At 46.7% G+C, this 17,309-nt stretch carries 19 protein-coding genes, 1 pseudogene and 1 riboswitch; of the genes and pseudogenes, 13 read left to right on the forward strand and 7 right to left on the reverse strand.

Annotated features, from left to right (window positions below; genetic code table 11):
- Both AC6ESP_RS04015 and AC6ESP_RS04020 read left to right on the forward strand, forming a co-directional pair.
- A complete protein-coding gene (locus AC6ESP_RS04015; protein ID WP_497095399.1) occupies positions 1 to 723 on the forward strand; it encodes a glycosyltransferase family 2 protein in 723 nt (240 codons plus the stop codon).
- An 8-nt stretch (positions 724 to 731) separates the two neighbouring features.
- A complete protein-coding gene (locus AC6ESP_RS04020) occupies positions 732 to 1,805 on the forward strand; it encodes a GT-D fold domain-containing protein (protein WP_497095400.1) in 1,074 nt (357 codons plus the stop codon).
- 42 nt (positions 1,806 to 1,847) lie between these two features.
- Here AC6ESP_RS04020 and AC6ESP_RS04025 read toward each other — a convergent pair whose 3' ends face one another.
- On the reverse strand, positions 1,848 to 2,408 hold the full coding sequence (locus AC6ESP_RS04025) for a hypothetical protein (protein ID WP_497095401.1): 561 nt from the start codon (positions 2,406 to 2,408) through the stop codon (positions 1,848 to 1,850).
- A gap of 374 nt (positions 2,409 to 2,782) precedes the next feature.
- Between AC6ESP_RS04025 and AC6ESP_RS04030 the strand changes: the two genes are divergently transcribed.
- Positions 2,783 to 3,832 (forward strand): mannose-1-phosphate guanylyltransferase, encoded by a 1,050-nt coding sequence (locus AC6ESP_RS04030; protein ID WP_497095402.1) that lies wholly within the window; start codon positions 2,783 to 2,785, stop codon positions 3,830 to 3,832.
- Entirely contained in the window at positions 3,829 to 4,782 is a 954-nt protein-coding gene (locus AC6ESP_RS04035) for a GDP-mannose 4,6-dehydratase (protein WP_497095403.1), read from the forward strand. The genes AC6ESP_RS04030 and AC6ESP_RS04035 overlap by 4 nt, the downstream gene beginning before the upstream one ends.
- 74 nt (positions 4,783 to 4,856) lie before the next feature.
- Here AC6ESP_RS04035 and AC6ESP_RS04040 read toward each other — a convergent pair whose 3' ends face one another.
- Positions 4,857 to 6,212, reverse strand: a complete 1,356-nt coding sequence (locus tag AC6ESP_RS04040) for a glycosyltransferase (protein WP_497095404.1) — start codon at positions 6,210 to 6,212, stop codon at positions 4,857 to 4,859.
- 206 nt (positions 6,213 to 6,418) lie between these two features.
- Positions 6,419 to 6,531, forward strand: a riboswitch (TPP riboswitch).
- 160 nt (positions 6,532 to 6,691) lie between these two features.
- On the opposite strand from AC6ESP_RS04040, the gene AC6ESP_RS04045 reads away from it, so the two are divergent.
- From AC6ESP_RS04045 to AC6ESP_RS04075, 7 genes are all read left to right on the forward strand, one after another.
- Positions 6,692 to 7,723 (forward strand): ABC transporter substrate-binding protein, encoded by a 1,032-nt coding sequence (locus AC6ESP_RS04045; protein WP_497095405.1) that lies wholly within the window; start codon positions 6,692 to 6,694, stop codon positions 7,721 to 7,723.
- Positions 7,724 to 7,749: 26 nt separating this feature from the next.
- The gene (locus AC6ESP_RS04050; protein ID WP_497095406.1) at positions 7,750 to 8,052 is read left to right on the forward strand and encodes a thiamine-binding protein; all 303 of its coding nucleotides are present in this window, start codon (positions 7,750 to 7,752) and stop codon (positions 8,050 to 8,052) included.
- On the forward strand, positions 8,042 to 8,821 hold the full coding sequence (locus tag AC6ESP_RS04055; RefSeq protein WP_497095407.1) for an ABC transporter permease: 780 nt from the start codon (positions 8,042 to 8,044) through the stop codon (positions 8,819 to 8,821). Before AC6ESP_RS04050 ends, AC6ESP_RS04055 begins: the two co-directional genes overlap by 11 nt.
- On the forward strand, positions 8,821 to 9,618 hold the full coding sequence (locus AC6ESP_RS04060) for an ABC transporter ATP-binding protein (protein ID WP_497095408.1): 798 nt from the start codon (positions 8,821 to 8,823) through the stop codon (positions 9,616 to 9,618). The genes AC6ESP_RS04055 and AC6ESP_RS04060 overlap by 1 nt, the downstream gene beginning before the upstream one ends.
- A gap of 5 nt (positions 9,619 to 9,623) precedes the next feature.
- Positions 9,624 to 10,442 carry a TatD family hydrolase gene (locus AC6ESP_RS04065; RefSeq protein ID WP_497095409.1) on the forward strand — a complete coding sequence of 273 codons (819 nt, stop codon included), beginning with the start codon at positions 9,624 to 9,626 and terminating at the stop codon, positions 10,440 to 10,442.
- Positions 10,443 to 10,707: 265 nt separating this feature from the next.
- Complete coding sequence (locus AC6ESP_RS04070) at positions 10,708 to 11,895, forward strand: glycosyltransferase (protein WP_497095410.1); 1,188 nt, start codon at positions 10,708 to 10,710, stop codon at positions 11,893 to 11,895.
- A gap of 8 nt (positions 11,896 to 11,903) precedes the next feature.
- Positions 11,904 to 12,665, forward strand: coding sequence for a glucosaminidase domain-containing protein (locus tag AC6ESP_RS04075; RefSeq protein WP_497095618.1), 762 nt, complete (start codon positions 11,904 to 11,906; stop codon positions 12,663 to 12,665).
- 63 nt (positions 12,666 to 12,728) lie between these two features.
- Here the strand turns inward: AC6ESP_RS04075 and AC6ESP_RS04080 are convergent, their stop codons facing one another.
- From AC6ESP_RS04080 to AC6ESP_RS04100, 5 genes are all read right to left on the reverse strand, one after another.
- Positions 12,729 to 12,884 carry a hypothetical protein gene (locus AC6ESP_RS04080; RefSeq protein ID WP_497095411.1) on the reverse strand — a complete coding sequence of 52 codons (156 nt, stop codon included), beginning with the start codon at positions 12,882 to 12,884 and terminating at the stop codon, positions 12,729 to 12,731.
- A 249-nt stretch (positions 12,885 to 13,133) separates the two neighbouring features.
- A complete protein-coding gene (locus tag AC6ESP_RS04085) occupies positions 13,134 to 13,472 on the reverse strand; it encodes a L,D-transpeptidase (RefSeq protein ID WP_497095412.1) in 339 nt (112 codons plus the stop codon).
- 90 nt (positions 13,473 to 13,562) lie between these two features.
- Positions 13,563 to 13,823, reverse strand: coding sequence for a hypothetical protein (locus tag AC6ESP_RS04090; protein WP_497095413.1), 261 nt, complete (start codon positions 13,821 to 13,823; stop codon positions 13,563 to 13,565).
- 41 nt (positions 13,824 to 13,864) lie between these two features.
- Entirely contained in the window at positions 13,865 to 14,482 is a 618-nt protein-coding gene (locus AC6ESP_RS04095; RefSeq protein ID WP_497095414.1) for a CcdC protein domain-containing protein, read from the reverse strand.
- Positions 14,483 to 14,680: 198 nt separating this feature from the next.
- Positions 14,681 to 14,986, reverse strand: a complete 306-nt coding sequence (locus AC6ESP_RS04100) for a hypothetical protein (protein WP_497095415.1) — start codon at positions 14,984 to 14,986, stop codon at positions 14,681 to 14,683.
- 218 nt (positions 14,987 to 15,204) lie between these two features.
- Here AC6ESP_RS04100 and AC6ESP_RS04105 point away from each other — a divergent pair, with 218 nt between their 5' ends.
- The gene (locus AC6ESP_RS04105) at positions 15,205 to 15,453 is read left to right on the forward strand and encodes a hypothetical protein (RefSeq protein WP_497095416.1); all 249 of its coding nucleotides are present in this window, start codon (positions 15,205 to 15,207) and stop codon (positions 15,451 to 15,453) included.
- A 191-nt stretch (positions 15,454 to 15,644) separates the two neighbouring features.
- A pseudogene (locus AC6ESP_RS04110) lies at positions 15,645 to 16,803 on the forward strand (transposase).
- Positions 16,804 to 17,309 lie beyond the last annotated feature (506 nt).

A 17,309-nucleotide genomic window follows, 5' to 3' on the forward strand; every position in this document is an offset into this window, starting at 1 on the left:
ATGTTAACCAGTATCATTATTCCTACCTTCAATGGGCTATCTCTGCTGCGCGAAGCCGTTGAATCCATCCGCCGCTGTACTCCTCAGCCCTATGAGCTGATCGTTGTGGATAATGGATCAACGGACGGTACGATTGCCTATTTGCAGCAGCAGCACATTTTGTTCGTATCGCTCCCTGTTAATACCGGGTTTCCGGTAGCATGTAATTGGGGATTGAAGCTTGCTAGGGGGGATTATCTGCTATTGCTGAATAATGATGTTCTCGTGACAGACAACTGGCTGAACAATCTCCTGCAGGCGTTCAAGGCAACAGATTCGATTGGGATTGCAGGGCCGATGTCCAATTATGTCAGCGGCAAGCAGCAGATGGCGATGGAGGGCAGCTATACGGAGGCAGCTGTGAGAATTGGGGTAGAAGCAGCGGGTCAGCAAGAGCAGGTTAATCGTGTAATCGGTTTCTGTATGCTGTTCTCACGTGACCTCATGCGAACAATCGGACTGCTAGATGAGCAGTTCTCTCCTGGTCACTTCGAGGATGATGATTATTGTTACCGGGCGCGGCTAGCGGGTTATCGGATCGTTATTGCAAAAGATTCGTTCGTCTATCATCATGGCAGTGCCAGCTTCATTCGTAATGATCAGGAATCTGTTGACCGCTTGCTTAAGCGTAACAGACAGCTGTTCATGAACAAATGGGGAGTTGATCCCCATCAGTTCATATAAGCAAGAGCTTGATCGTAGAGAGGGGACGTGACATGCAGGCTGCCAAATCTGGAAGAAGAGCATCTCAACTACGACGAAAACGCAATAAACAGCTGATGAAGAGCAAGAAGCACAAGAAGAGCAAGAGGAATATAAGAAATAGAGGCAGGCAAGGAGCAGTCGAAGCGAGCACCCCACCCTATAATGAGGGCTTCGATATTGGACATTCGGAAGGCTATGGAGCAGGGTATAAGGCTGCTAGGGAAGCTGCCTATCAGGAGGGTTACCGCACTGGATTCGCAGATGGCAAATATGAAGGCGGAGACGCGATTGTAGATCGTATCCTACCGGGAAATCATATTATGCCGGACACCCCATTGGAACAAATTATAGGTGCTGGTATAGCTGCTATGGAAGAAAGGGTCGTCCAGCTGCTGACGGTCCACCAGGTAGGTGACCTGATTATTCAAGCTTTAGAGGAGCAGAAGCCTCTATCCTTAATCAGACTTGGCGATGGCGAGCTGCTTACTCTGGCACAAGAGAAGACGATGTCCATCGAAGAGGTTCGCCAAGAAGGCAGCTTCCTCCCTTATGCAGGAGTACAGGTTCCAGATTTGACGATTCGAGATCAATTGTTCGAGGCTGTGAAGCGTGCGAATATTGTAGGTGTGCCGAAGCTTCGCCAGAGAAATTACCAGCCTTTGGCTGCAGCTGTATTCGATGCCTACGGTGTAGATTTTCGAGGAAGAGCTTTCACGGACTCACTGGTCAATTACGGCTTATATCAATCCGGTTATCTCATGCGGATCTTACAGGGGAGAAGAGTGCTTGTCATCGGGAACATGGCCGATAATCTGGCATCGGAGGTTGCCGCCAAAGGTATTGTGATTGCTGGAATCATTACTCCTGTTCAAGGTGCTCATGATGCTACAAGAGTGGCGCAGGCAGCCACTCAGTATGAGTTCGATCTTGCTATCGTATCTGCAGGTATTGCTGCGGTCCTGATTGTGGAGGAGATTGCCCGTGCTATGGGCAAGGTAGCCATCGATTTCGGCCATATGGCAGATTCTATTGTCAAAGGGGAGGCGCCTTTATTACCATAGCAAGCCTTATGTAGCCGTCCCATACAGGGGCGGCTTCAGTCATTAAGGAGTAGTTCCGATAGATGCAGTCAATGACGAATAAGAGATCGTTGCAGTCGTGCCTGCAGCAATTACAACACCTGAAACGGTTACTTGCAATGAATAAGCGTAAGTTCCAGCAGCCAGCGCACCAGTGAAGTAAGTGACCGGTATTACTCTGTTCAATGCGAAAGCGCCAAGAAGGGTAATAGCGAGAAGATCGGAGCTTACGACTGTTGCAACAGGTACACCATCTTGCAGTAGATCAACAGTAATCGTAGGGTTAAGAGCAACTGCCAGAATAGCTGTGAACGATAGAGTTACATTCACAACCCCATCTAGAATGACTTGATTCGAAGCAGCAGTGACAGGAACAGCGACCGTTACAGCTGTAACAGGAGTACCGGCAGCAGCGATAGGCGTAGGGAATGTTCCTTGCGCACCAACATTGGCAGAACCAGGACCTGCAGGGCCAGTAAGGCCAGTAAGGCCAGTAGCACCAGTAGGGCCAGTGGCTCCAGTAAGACCTGTTAAACCGGTAAGGCCAGTTAAACCAGTTAAACCAGTTAAACCTGTTTCACCCATTTTGTTATCGTCTCCTTTCAAAGAATATACTCAATTATATGTTGATAGAGATAGAGAGTGATGGTAATTGTCTCGGTGTGAGTACCTATTTTATGAAATATTGATAGATTCTACTGAGCTTATAATCTCTGAATCAGAATCCTTTCATTATATAGTGATTCGGCAGTTTCTCTACGATAGAACAAGGGCGGCGGTATTTGCCTTATTTCTGAACGCGAGGGTAATTCGTCCATTTGCATCGTTCTAGTAAAGCATACGATGTTCATATGGAATGGAAACCATCCAGCACCGTTTAGAAAAGAAAGGAGCTGCGGTTTGATTACAAGAGTAGATGCTATAGAAGTAGAAGCTATACAGTTACGAGGTGAGCTTCGTTGAAAGCAGTTATTATGGCAGGAGGGAAAGGGACGCGTTTCTGGCCCAGGAGCACGGAGGCGAAGCCGAAGCAGTTCCTATCACTCACTTCAGAGAATGAATCGATGCTTCAGCAGACGTATAGGCGCTTCCGCAGCTTTCTGGCTGAGGAGGATATATATGTTGCAGTGAGCAGCAATTATTGCCATCTGGTGAAGGAGCAGCTTCCAGAGCTTAGCGACGAGCACATTATTGTAGAGCCAGAGCAAAGAGACACAGCACCCTGCATCGCGCTGACGGCTCATTATTTCCTGAAGCGGGAAAGCGATGAGGTCATCGTTACAGCACCTTCCGATCAATACATTCCGGAATCGACAGAATGGATGGAGGCCCTGCGTATAGCAGAATATGCCGCTAAGGATGATGGGGTCGTCGTTACGCTCGGTATTGTACCTACTAGAGCAGAGACCGGATATGGCTACATCGAAGCGGATGACAGAGGAAGCGCAGGGAAATATGACGATCGGGTAAGGACAGTAAAGGCTTTTATCGAAAAGCCCTCCAGGGAAAAAGCAGAACGTTTGATCCAGTCTTCGAATATGTATTGGAATAGCGGTATTTTTATATGGAAGCCTTCGACAATTGCTTGCTATATGGAGGAGTTCCAGCCGGAGATGTGGTCTATATTCGGTCTGGAGGGGGATGAATTCAGTCAAGCCTACGGGCGTCTAACCAAGCTGTCTATCGATTACGCGCTTGTGGAGAAGCTGAATCGACTATATACGATACCGATTGCATTCATTTGGGATGATGTAGGCACTTGGACATCGCTTGAGCGGATTTTTGATACAGATGAGAATGACAATCTGCTCCTAGGCAGAGTGAATTCCTTCTCAACCCGCAACAGCATCGTATATGCCGAGAAGCGTCCGATCGTCGTGATTGGCGTTGAGGATTTGATTATTGTCTCGACAGACGAAGGTCTGCTCATCTGTCATAAGAAGGAAGAGCAGAACGTGAAGCATGCCTTAGCAGCCATCGATTCCGATCAGGAGGATCGCAAAGCATGAAAGCCTTAATTACAGGAATATCCGGTTTTGTCGGAAGCCATCTTGCGGAGCATTTGCTTAGTCGCCATATTGAAGTGACAGGTACGATTAGAAGCCGCAGTTCGCTGAAGCATATTGGGCATGTACAGCCGGCCATTCACCTGTATGAGTGCGAATTGACGGATTCTTCAGCCGTCGATAAGCTGATTGGAGATGTGAAGCCGGATCTTATCTTTCATCTGGCGGCGCAGAGCTTCGTCCCTGCATCATGGGCGTCTCCTATGGAGACGCTGAACAATAATCTAGCAGGACAAATTCACCTATTCGAGGCGATTAGAAAATCAGGGTTATCCTGCAAAATATTAATTGCTTGCTCCAGTGAGGAATACGGTCATGTGGACGCCAACGAGGTGCCGATTAAAGAGACGAATCCTCTGAGGCCCCTCAGTCCTTATGCCGTAAGCAAAATCGCTCAAAATTATTTGGGTTACCAATATTACAAAACGTACGGTCTTCACACGATTTGTACGCGTACCTTCAATCACACAGGCCCAAGACGAGGGGAGCAGTTCGTTACCTCTAACTTCGCCAAGCAAATTGTGGAAATTGAAAAAGGGCTTAAGCCTCCAATTCTGTTCGTAGGTAATTTGGAAGCCAAGCGAGACTTCACCGATGTTCGTGATGTGGTCCGTGCTTATCGTCTTGCTATGGAAAGCTGTGATCCGGGTGAAGTGTATAATATTGCATCCGGAAGAGGCCTAACCATTCGAGAAATGCTGGATATTCTACTCGCAAGAAGCACGGTATCCATTACAATCGAAGAACGTCCAGAGCGCTTTCGTCCTGCTGATGTAAAAGTGCTTATAGGCGATTACTCCAAATTTCATGCTCAAACCGGGTGGCAGCCAGAAATCCCGTTCGAGCAAACGATGGAGGATTTATTGAATTACTGGAGGACTGAGCTGCAATGAAAAGGAAGAAGACCCTTGGGTAACGATTCGAATCGTCCAAGGGTCTTCTATGTGTGTTAGGTATACGACTGTTTTTATAATAAAGAGAGTGCTTGCAAGCGTGCTTGGATTTTTTGACCCACTGCATAGGGAGAGAACTCCGTATGGATAGTGTGCTTGCCGCTGGCCGCAATTGCTGCACGCCACGGAATATCATGGACGAGCCTTTTCATATACTCAGCTGCATGATGAACATCAGGCTCAGCCCATGTCTGATAGCCTTTATAGGGTCCCCAGTCCTGACCGACTGGAATAAGCTGGTAGTTGACGGGACAAGAATTGGATGCGTTCATGAAATCGATATTGCCAGACCAATTCGTTCCGATGACAGGCTTGCCGAGGTACATCGCTTCAGCCAGGCCGAGTCCGAAGCCTTCTGCACGGTGCAGAGATACGAAGCAATCGACGTTCTGGAGCAGAGAGTTGACTTCTATCCGAGAGAGGACGCGATCGATGAGATAGATGTTGTTATGCTCAGCGACAAGCTGACGAAGGCTGATCATATCCTCTGGTCTGAAGTTCATATTATTGACCTTGAGCACTAAGCCAACACGGGTATCCTGCTTGTCGAAGGCTATCTTGAAAGCTTCAACAACGGCCTGAGGATTCTTGCGCAGCGTGTAGCTCTGGACATCATACATCGTCATAAAGAGGAATCGATCGGCTGGAAGGCTGAAGGTAGAGCGGGTAAGCTCAGGGGCGTAGCTAACCTCAATACCGTGCGGTATTGTAATGACAGGTACCGATGATTTGCGGCTGATGGATTCCGCTGCGAAGCTGCTGCATGTCCATACCTCCTGGACAAGCTTGAAGGCTGGAACGAATTCATCAGGGAAATCGGGCAGCTCCCAATGCCAATAGCCAATATTATACCGATTGTGGAATAACTCATTGCCGAAATGCTCCATAACAGGTGCCATATAGTCTGCGTTCATATGAAACACATTCGTATTGTATAGAGGCTTATCTATTTTCCTGGATGCCCAGCTCATGTCTGACATTCGAGTCGCAACCTTCAACGGGAAGTTGAGCATGCCAAAAGGGATGCCGGAGGTCTCGACAGACTTAGCTGCGAGCCTTGCAGATTCACCAATTCCCATCTCCGCATGAATGAAGCCTATGATATTCATTCCTTTGTCCCTGTTGGCATGCTCCTCAATAGGAAGGGGAAGGCTTTCTTTGGCAGGTCGTCTGCGTCGCCTCGCCGTAGCGGCGGCCCGTTGTCTTCTAGTGCTCCGCTTGCTCCGAAGCTTCCTTCTGCGGCGCAGCAGCTTGCTCTTGTTACGTTTTCTTAGCTTGCGTGTAATATGGGATGACCTTCGAGTCAGGCGCCTTGCGCTTTTTCTAGTGGTGGAGCGTTTGACTTTTTTTCGTCTGGCTATTCTCTTCATCTGTTCAATCCTCTCTGCCAGGGCCTGCCATGCCGTTAATGCTCCGAAGAGCGGATATGCACTTGACTACATCGTATTCAATCAAGCTCAATGGATAATGGACTAGAACCTACGTTGTATCAAAAACGGCTGATGACTAGTAAAGAGCAAACTAAGGGTATCTTTTTTATTGGTATTTGTTATAATGGAACTTATTGACGTAACCGAATAGTTCCGGGGAGCTGGTAGAAGACTGGCTGAGAGGGAATTCCATGACTAATTCCGACCCTTATACCTGATCTGGATAATGCCAGCGTAGGAATCGAAGAGCAGATGTGCTTATGGCTTTTATATAGAAGCACGAGAAGCAGACTTGTCGAACATGCCTATAGTAGGCGTCCTCCATTCCAGGAGGGCGCCTTTTTTGGTTGAATAGGGCAGCCTATTCAGATAACAGGAAGGAACTTCAGGTCATTAACAGCGGAGAGGGAGAGAGAAAGATGAAGAAGATTTGGAACAACAGGAGCACCAAGCCGTGGAGGCTAGCTATCGCCATTATGACTATCGTTATCTTCATTGCAGGCTGTGGCTCTACCAATCATGCACCAGAGAGCTCTGAATCTGGTACGCCATTAACGAAGGTGAAGGTGGTTCTGGATTGGACACCCAATACGAACCACACAGGTCTGTACGTAGCTCGTGACCAAGGCTTCTTCAAGGAGCAGGGGTTGGATATTGAGATTATTCAGCCAGGACAAGATGGAGCGGACAAAATGGTTGCCTCTGGCGGCGCAGAGTTCGGTGTCGGCTATCAGGAATCCCTTACGATGGCTCGTATTGCCGGCGTTCCAATCGTATCTATTGCTGCCGTAATTCAGCATAATACATCTGGATTCGCATCGCCGGTGGACAAGGGTATTGATTCTCCGAAGAAATTCGAAGGAAAAACATACGGCGGCTGGGGAGCTCCTGTAGAAGAGGCCGTCATTGCTTCCATTATGCAAGAGGAGCAGGCGGATGTATCCAAAGTCAATCTGATAAGTATTGGCGACACCGACTTTTTCTCAGCTGTGAAGCGCGACATTGATTTCGCATGGATCTATTATGCATGGACTGGCGTGGAAGCAGAGCTTCGGGGCGAGCCGATCAATATGGTTTATTTGACCGATTACAGTGACAAACTGGACTATTATACACCTGTACTTACAACAAGCGAGCAAATGATTGCCGATAAGCCTGAGATTGTCCAAGCGTTCGTTGCAGGAGCAGCAGCAGGATATGAATATGCTGTTGCAAATCCGGAGGATGCGGCAGAATTGCTGATTAAGGCTGAGCCGGATCTGAATGCCGAGCTCGTTCGTGCCAGCCAGAAGTGGTTAAGTCCTAAATATACAGATGATGCGCCGCGTTGGGGCGAGCAGAAGCTGGAAGTATGGGAGAATTACGCGAATTGGATGTTCGAGCATAAGCTGCTGGAGCAGGAGCTTGAAGCTGATCAAGCCTTCACGAATGAGTTTTTACCACAACCATAATAATGAATGTCTAAGGGGATATGAGAATGGCGAATGCACTAGTAAGTATACAGATCATTCCAACGACACCGGACGGTACGAGTGTTATTCCATTCGTTGACCGTGCGATTGAGATTATACAAGCGTCAGGTGTTCCATACCGGGTTGCTCCACTGGAGACGACGATGGAAGGCGAGATTGGACAGCTGTTCGATATTGTACAGCAGATGAATGAAGCGATGACAGAGATGGGCTGTCCGTCGATTATATCGCAAGTAAAAGTATATTATAATCCAGCAAAAGGTGCTTCTATGGACAGGCTGCTGGAGAAATACCCTGATGGGCAATAATCGTATACGCCTGTATAGCATATGGCCGCCGATAGCTGTACTGGCCGCTCTATTCATCATATGGCAGGCAGCTGTCGATATAGGTGGCATCCCCGAATGGATGCTACCTTCACCGCTTACTATTATCCAGGAAGCTGTTCAAGTATGGCCGCGGCTGATGGAGCATACACTGGCAACTATGCAATTGACATTGCTTGGTTTCGTAGGAGGTGCAGCGGCGGGCTTTGTGCTCGCCGCTTTGCTGCATCTAATCCCTGGTACGCGTACCGCATTCTATCCGCTGCTAGTCTTATCGCAGAATGTGCCAATTGTTGCAATCGGCCCATTGCTGACGATTTGGCTTGGTTATGGCATCCTGCCTAAGCTTATTCTAGTGTGGCTGGTCTGTTTCTTTCCCATATCAGTAGCTATGCTGTCAGGCCTTCGTGATACAGAGCCTTCTCTGCGCAATTATATGTCCATGATCGGTGCAACAAGATGGCAGCTCTTCTGGCGACTTGAGCTTCCGAATACGGTGACGCATCTATTCTCAGGACTCAAAATCGCCGGCTCCTATGCCGTACTTAGTAGCGTCGTTGCCGAGTGGATTGGTGCTCAGAAGGGGCTTGGACATTTCATGCTGCTCTCATCCAAAGGGTATAAGCCAGCAAGTGTGTTCGCAGCAGTGTTCCTCATTGTAGCTTTAAGTTTAACTATATTCGGTATCCTCTCCTTGATAGAGAGGCTCGTCGTGCGCTGGAGACCGCTGAAGGAAGGGAAGAAAGTGTGATGCATCAGGATAGCAGAAATCGTGGTCCCTCAGCATTGGAGCTGAAGGAAGTAGTGAAGCAGTTCGGCAGAGGAGCTGCATGGAAAGAAGTGCTTTGCGGCATCAGGCTGTCAGTCGCTGATGGAGAGTTTGTCTCGATCATTGGCCCTTCCGGCAGTGGCAAAACAACGCTGTTCCAGATTATTGGGGGGCTTGAGCAGCCTACAGAAGGTGAGATCTGGATTAATGGAAAGAATACGACAGGAGCACGCGGTCATATTTCCTATATGCCTCAGCAGGCCTCGCTTATGCCATGGCGCACCGTATCGGCGAATATTGAGCTGGCTCTGCAAATAGCAGGCGTAGGACGGAAGGAAGCAAGATTGTCCGCTCTCGATTGGCTGCAGCGGATAGGCCTGATAGAATATGCGGATGAATATCCTCATCTTCTATCAGGGGGAATGCAGCAGCGAGTCTCATTCCTTCGCGCATTGCTGGCACCTAAGGCACTAATGCTGCTGGATGAACCGTTCGGGGCACTTGATGCGCTGACGAGACAGCAAATGCAGCAATGGTTGATGGCGATCTGGGAGGAGAATCGCAGATCCGTACTGTTCGTGACTCATAGTATTGAAGAAGCGCTGACGTTGTCGGATCGGATTATCGTCTTATCCGCCGCGCCAGCAGTCATTTTGGAGGAAATAATCGTTCCATTCGAAAGGCCGCGCAGCAATATGCTGTGGCTGGATCCGAGGTTCAATGAGCTGAAACAGCATATTTATGAACAGCTTCATCCTCGTGTGGAAGGGAGGGAGTGAACTCGATGGCCAATAACCGTGTAATTGATGCCCATATCCATCTTGATCTATATGAGGAGCTGGAGAGAAATACATTGCTTACCCGCTCCTTCGCAGAGGATAGTGAGGTTGTCGCCCTAATAGCAGTATCGAAGCATGAGGAATCCTGCATCATAAACCGCGAGCTTGCGATGCAATATCCAGGCAAAGTGCATCCGGCTTATGGATTTCACCCCGAACAGCCACTGCCTGATGAGGCTGAGCTTGATCGGTTGTTCGCGTGGATAAGAAGCCGGCATCAGGCGAAGGAGAAGTTCGCGATTGGGGAAGTTGGATTACCGTATTATTCAAGACAGGAAGCGGAATCAACAGGCAGTGAATTCAATGAAGCCCCCTATATGAAGCTGCTAGACCGGTTCGCAGCACTATCCTCAGAGCTGAACCGGCCTCTGGTGCTTCATGCTGTATATGAGGATGCTGCTAAAGCATGCGACTTATTGGAGCTCCATAAGGTTAGAGCTGCTCACTTTCATTGGTTCAAAGGTGATGAAGAGGTTATAGCAAGGATGGCTGCTAACGGCTATATGATCTCGATAACACCGGATGTCGCTTATGAGGAAGAAATTCAATCCCTCGTCAGACGGTACCCGCTTGAGCTCATGATGGCTGAGACAGATGGTCCTTGGCCTTTCGAGGGGGAATATGCGGGTCGCAGCACAGAGCCAGCTATGGCGATTGATGTTGTGAAGCATATTGCACTGCTCAAGCAATTGCCGGAGGATGAGGTCTTCGAGACTCTTTATCAGAATACGGTCCGATTCTATCAATTAAATGAATGGCTGTAATATCAGTAATCATAGAGAGATATGCAGTTGACGGTGCAAGAGGGCCGCAGCTGTGTATCTTTTTTTTGCATCTGAGTAAGGGGATATTGTTCTGTTAGCAGTATGTCTATTTATGATGAAAAGCGACGATTGCCTAGTTGGGAAAGGTACGTTTTGGCGATAATGCAATACGCTGTATATAAACGTTCTCGGCAGAGTAGGACATGGCGGGCGGAGCATAAGCTCAAACATAACGAATATGGGATAGTGCAGCAAGGAGGACGTTATGATATCAATCGGCGTGTTTTGGGGTTACCAGAGTACAACATCCTTCGATCAAGAAGGTATTGGAAGATACTTCTTCCGCTTAATTGAAGGAATGCTATCGAATCTTTCCTACCGGATTACCGTTGCCGTTCAACCTAGCAATCAAGCTGAAGTGCAATCTGTGCTTCAACCTATGAGCAACAAATACCAAGGCAACCTCCAAATTAAGGTGTATACGAATCTAGCAAATCTGAATCAGCAAGCAAGAGTGGATGTATGGATTATACCGTCGGTCAGCCTAGATGCAGCACTGCAATTAGACAAACCGTATATTCTATGCCTCCATGATTTAATATACAGGCATTCAGAGATGAGTGCTTTGTACCGAAGCAAGGCTCCGGAATTTTGTAATCATCTAGATCAGCTTGCCCCCCGGATGTGCCAAAAGGCAGCGGTAGTCGTATTTAATTCAGAGCATATCCGCCAGCATGATGGATTCAAGGTGCTTGGATTGCCACAGGAGAAGACCGTCCTTATTCGTCCTTCGGCGCCTGTCGAGGAATTCCAGTCCTTCGGTGTGATGAGTGAGGGCCTGTTGCGGCAGAAATATCAGCTGCTAGGTCCTTATATTATTTTTCCATCAGCCATACGTTATCACAAAAATCATGAGCGTCTGTCTATGGCGTATCTTAACTTCATGCAGTCTGCTGAAGGCAGGCAATCCAATCTTCAGCTGGTATTCACGGATCATCTGAATAGTCACCCTATGGGGGCTGATATAGCAAATATTATCAATAGCAACCGTCATTCCAAATGGAGCAGCCAGATTCGGTTTCTTGGAAGAGTCAGCTCCAATCACTTGCCGAGCTTGTACCGTTACGCCAAAGGAACAATCGTACCTACGTTATTCGAGGGCAGCCTGCCATTCCCTATTCTAGAGTCCTTGACGATGGATACGCCAACGGCCGTGAGTCGTATTGCTGTAACAGAGGAGCTCGTGAAAGGAATGGATTCTTTTGTACACTTCAATCCTTACTCTGTTCAGGAGATCGAGCAAGCAATCAGTAGGCTGTGGAGGGCAGATCATTCGTTAGTGCTCCGGGAGAAGCAAGAGCTGAGCATCATCCTGAAGAGAAGATGGCTTGATGTTGCTGTAGAATATGGAAGTGTTATTCAGAATGTGGTGGCGAAAGGGAGGCGGGTATAAGGGTGAGTATGACAAGAGATGAATTCTTAAGGGCACTTGCGCCAACTGTTGTTCGTATTCGTGAGGAAGGCTCCTCCATTCTGCCCTCTGTACGGCTTGCTCAAGCTGTACTTGAAACAGGTGGAGTTATTCATTCCTGGTATAACCTAGGAGGGATAAAAGTAGGCGGAGGCAGTCCGAATAAGTATTGGCCAGGCGAAGCGATTAATAAAGGAACATGGGAGTATATAGACGGCAGAAGCGTGGATGCAAGAGCCGCCTTTCGTGTATATAGCAGTGTTTACCACTTCTACAAAGATCAGGAGCTGCTGTTTGCGAGTTCACGATACGCTCGGGTTCGTACTGCAGGGACAGCAGAGCTTCAAGCACAGATGCTGTTGGCGTGCGGCTACGCAACAGATCCAGCGTATGCGAGCAAGCTGATGACGATCATTAATCGCTATAACCTGAAGCAATATGATAGCTTGCCGCTGCCGCAGCAGCCAACAGGCGTCTTAAAGGATGCCAGAAGCGTTCCTATTCTAATGGACGGATTAGTCGTGTCTAGCGGCTATTATATGGCGGGGACAGTGTGGGTTCCTGCCAGGGCTTTGGGCGAATCCTTGGGAGCAGCAATCGGTTGGACGGGCACTAACGTAACGGTGAACGGCACAGAGCTTGCCAGTCAGCTCGTCCTGCGAACCGGTTATGTGACGATAAGAGAGCTGGCAGCGCAGCTCGGTGTGCAAACAGCTTGGGAGCAGGCAACGTACACCGTCACAATACGATGAACAAGCGGCAGCACGTTAGAAGAGTCTGCCGCATGTTTTTCTCATAGAAGCGTAGGGATTTACTTATTTTCTGCGTGAGGCAGCCCAGAATGCCAGAATAATGAGCGGGATGAGAATAAACCACGGAATGGTAATGGTGCCTCCTACAATAAAAGCAAGCGCCAGCATAACGCCAATACCAATAATGATATACAGACAGCCTCTTCCGAACGTTTCCATCGCTTGTCATCTCCTTATTCATTCGATTATTCGCGTCTAATCATACGTAATGATTACCCCGAGAATAGCAAAATCCAACAAGGCTAACGATGAGAATGCGGTGGCAATTGTAATCATGATAGATAGGAATGATCGGCGAGGTTCCCTAATTAATGAGCGGACACATCGTTAAGCCCTTGAAAGGAATTTATTCAAAAGAAACGATAACATGCCTTTCGCTCATTGATTCAATCGTATACCGATAGCTGATTAGTTGCGAATAGTCACTCTTGTATGAATTGGTACCAGCCTAGACAGGGCGAGAACATCCTCGTTATACATCCGAATGCAGCCAAGGGAGACAAGGTGCCCGATCGAAGCAGGATCATTCGTGCCATGAATGCCATAATGCGGTCTGGACAAGCCCATCCAGAAAGCTCCGAAGGGACCTCCAGGATTTTCTTGCTTGTTCACAATCGTGTATTCTCCCGTAGGTGTTTGTGTCATCATCGTACCTATTCCCACAGGAAAGGATCTGACGACTGTGTTGACATCGAGCAAATGCAGCATACGGTCGGACAAATCAACGATAATACGGTATTCCGGCATCGGAATGCTCCTTTTTGTTCATATAGTTGGTTGTAGATGGAGCAGCAAAAAAGAGAAAGAATGCGGGGGCATCCTTCCTCTATGCTTCTGTTATGGTCTGGAACAAGGCAGCGCTGCTGGTAATAGCCGATGTCCGCCGCCTCCATGAAACCCACCGCCATGGAAGCCTCCGTGAAAGGCTGGTCCACCAGGGAATCCACCGTGAAAGCCAGGTCCGAAGCCGCCGCCGATAGGGAAGGGTATAGGCAGTGGTAATACATCAGGGTAAAACTGGGGATACGGATAGGGATAGGGGTATGGATACGGGTAAGGGTATGGAGGCTGACCAAGTACGTTTGGTACGAATGCCATATATGCATTCCTCCTGATCCATTTCTTGCTTGTAGCTTATGCTAGGGGGCTGAGTATGGATACTTGCCCACTAGAAAATGGGCAGGGAGGATTAGACAAGGATGGCATTCTTCATAAACTCGGGGGACAATTGCTGTTAGATTATGGAGCTCGTGGGCTGATGGCTTCGACGTATGACGAAGGACGAAGGTGTAGTAACCGATATAATAAGCGATGATTAGAAAAAAGGTGATTGCAGTCCAAGGATCATTAGCGAATTGCTGCATTTGTGAAGGGTCATTACTCGATTCCCCTGTTGAGAATAGAACCACGAAGTGATAGGCTACTCGGCCTGTGAATAGAGCTACTACAAACGTCTCAATGCCGATATGAGTTCGGTAGTACAGCTGGTCTACACGCTGCTCGAACTTGCTGTGCTTAATCGCATAATAAGCAATAACAGCTCCACAAGCGAGCCCGAGAGCATCTGCACCGAATAGAGCAGGGTGAACAAAACCTGCTGCTAACAGAGCTGATCCGATGAACGAGAATAGACCGATCCGAAACTTGAGGCGTCTCGGGTTGAACGGTTGGAACCCGATCGACCGCTTAAAGCGGCGATAAAAATAAACAACATGAATAATGCAGGTATGGCGTATTGGATCATATTTTCCATTCATGTACATCCCCTTGAAATGCTTGTTATTGTTACTATATAACATAAGCTGTGTGGAGGACATTGACTATAGTCATAAATTGCGAATGACTTTAGTGATGATGTTTAGGGGATTCAGCTTCAACTAGTAAAAAAAGAAGAAGAGCCTGCGATTGCTCGCAGGCTCCTCTTGCATGTAATCCTGTATCCAACTTGGATGAATCTATTGTTGCTTTTGCTCGGTTTGTTGTTTGTATGTGGCAAGCTCAGCTGTTTTCGTAGAAAGCTGCTTGGTCAAGTTCATTAGATTAGTTGTTACGGTCTGTAGCTCTACACGATGACGACTAACCTGCAGCTGTTTGCTTTTCAACGTTGCATCCGAAGTATGCTTAGCTAATCGTTTCTCGATGCTGGCTATAAGCTCTTTTAATTGTGTCTCTTTCTTCCGAGCGTCACTTATTCGCTGCTGAAGCTCAGCGATATCTTTTTGGACACGGTTTATATAAGGCATTCCCAGACTGATGGACATTCGATTACGCTCCTCGAGTTGCTTAGTTACATAAGTGTACTATAGATGCTAACGTTTGGCTAATGGGAGGCTCGAGGAAGTTATTATTTGTATATTTACAGGAATATAATAGGAAATATTGAATCATTGCTGAACATATCGGGTATATAAGTATTATAGTAGAATCATATGTTTCCAATTGCTGGTGTGAGCAGATTATCTTAATGGGAGGTCGTATGATGTTAAGAGATCAGTTGGTTGCGGAAGCCTGTGCTGCTGGAAAAGCTGCTAAACACAATTTGAGGTTCATTCGGAATAATCCGGATAAGGTGGACACAAGCAAATTGCCTGATATGGAAAGCTATCTGCAATTGTTGATTGATATGGAGAAGCAGGAGAAGAGCAGTAAATGGATGTCCGACAAGCTGCCATTACGGACTCGACTGAGAAAGCTTGTAGATCTGTGTATATGGAGCGAATATGAGTGAGTAGATGTGACTGTGTTATATGGCTAGAATCAACAAAAAAAAGACTCCACAAGCAAGGGGGTGACCCCCAATTAGCGAGGCCACTGAAAAAGTCCATAACTTATGAACAGGATACCCTTCCTCGATTTTTACGAGGAAGGGTATCCTGTTTTGCTGTATAATGGCTGTAATAATTCTAGGTGGTGTCTCGGATGATTTCAAACCAACAAACTCTTAACCTTAGCCCGTATATGGGAATTTACGATATAGTCGTACCTAAAGATAATATGCTCCGTCAAATTAATGACCTCGTTGATTTTTCTTTTATCCATGAAGAATTACAAAATAAATATTGCCTCGATAACGGTCGCAATGCTATCACCAAAAGAAATATTAATGCAAAAGTCTAAGTTGTTGAGAAAATCCGTTTACGAGATCGATGAAAAAATGAAGGGTAAATTCCCACCGAAAACAACGACGAACGAATTGTCCGATGAAATGGACTATTGCCAAAAAGTTATAGATGCGGTGGAAAAAGAAGAATCCCTCCGTGAATACCCAAAGGTGAAAGAAAAACTGAACTACTTAAAAGAAATCTTAGCTGATCACCATGAGCACCTTCAACTCAGCAATGATCCAGATGCACGCATAGGTCACAAAACGGCAGACTCCTCGTTCTTTGGCTACAAAACACATCTTGCTATGAATGAAGAACGAATCATTACAGCTGCGGTGATTACGACCGGTGAGAAAAACGATGGAAAACAACTTCAAACTCTCTTTGAAAAAAGTCGTGACACAGGTATGAAGATTGATACCGTCATTGGAGATACAGCCTATTCTGAAAAAGATAATATTCAGTATGCCAATCACAACGAATTACAATTAGTGTCAAAATTAAACCCTAATATCACACAAGGAACTCGTAAACAAGAAGATGAATTTGAGTTTAATAAAGATGCAGGTATGTACGTTTGTAAAGCTGGACATATGGCGATTCAAAGAGCGCGCACAGGTAAGAAAGGTATGAATAAAAACCAAAAGAATACCTACATGTTTGATATTGAAAAATGCAAAGTATGCCCAATGAAAGATGGGTGTTATAAAGAAGGAGCGAAAAGTAAAACCTATTCTGTAACCATCAAATCGACCGAACATAAGGAACATGAGACATTTCAAAATAGCGATGATTTTAAAGAGAAATCGAAAGAACGTTATAAAATTGAAGCGAAAAATAGTGAACTCAAACATAGACACGGGTATGATGTTGCATCGTCCTCGGGTCTTGTTGGCATGCAAATGCAAGGTGCCATGGCCATATTTTCTGTTAATCTCAAGCGAATCATTACACTCATGAAAGATTCAAAGTAAAAGAATAAAAAGAAAGGCGATATCCCGTTCCAATGTGAACGAAATATCGCCTTTTTGATTAAAACAAATCTTTAACAAATTAAAAACGTAAGTTCTTCAGTGGCCTCCCAATTAGCTGGTGGAGTCTTTTAAAATACAATTAGTGCAATGGGGCATTATCCCAATCTAATCTGAGGTCAGCACCAAACGTCCGTACTGACTCTTTGCTTACTGTAATTTTGGGCAATTTATTTTTATCGAAAATGCCTGATATATAAGGGATTAAACACAAAAAATCGAGCGTCCCTTTCGGGACGCTCTTTCATGGGAGAGGAGAAACCGGACGAAGAGCTTATGGGGAAACGTAAGTCTTCTCCGCGGTTGTCTACGACATCTTCCGACGCCGATGACATTATCTTGTCCGGTTTGTGGGGGAATATACCTCTAGCTCCAAAAAAAATCATAAAGGCATCTGAACATTGCAAAAAAGGCGGCTTTTTCATCAAAGGGAAAGTATGGTACGATAG

The organism is Paenibacillus xinjiangensis, from assembly GCF_059686975.1.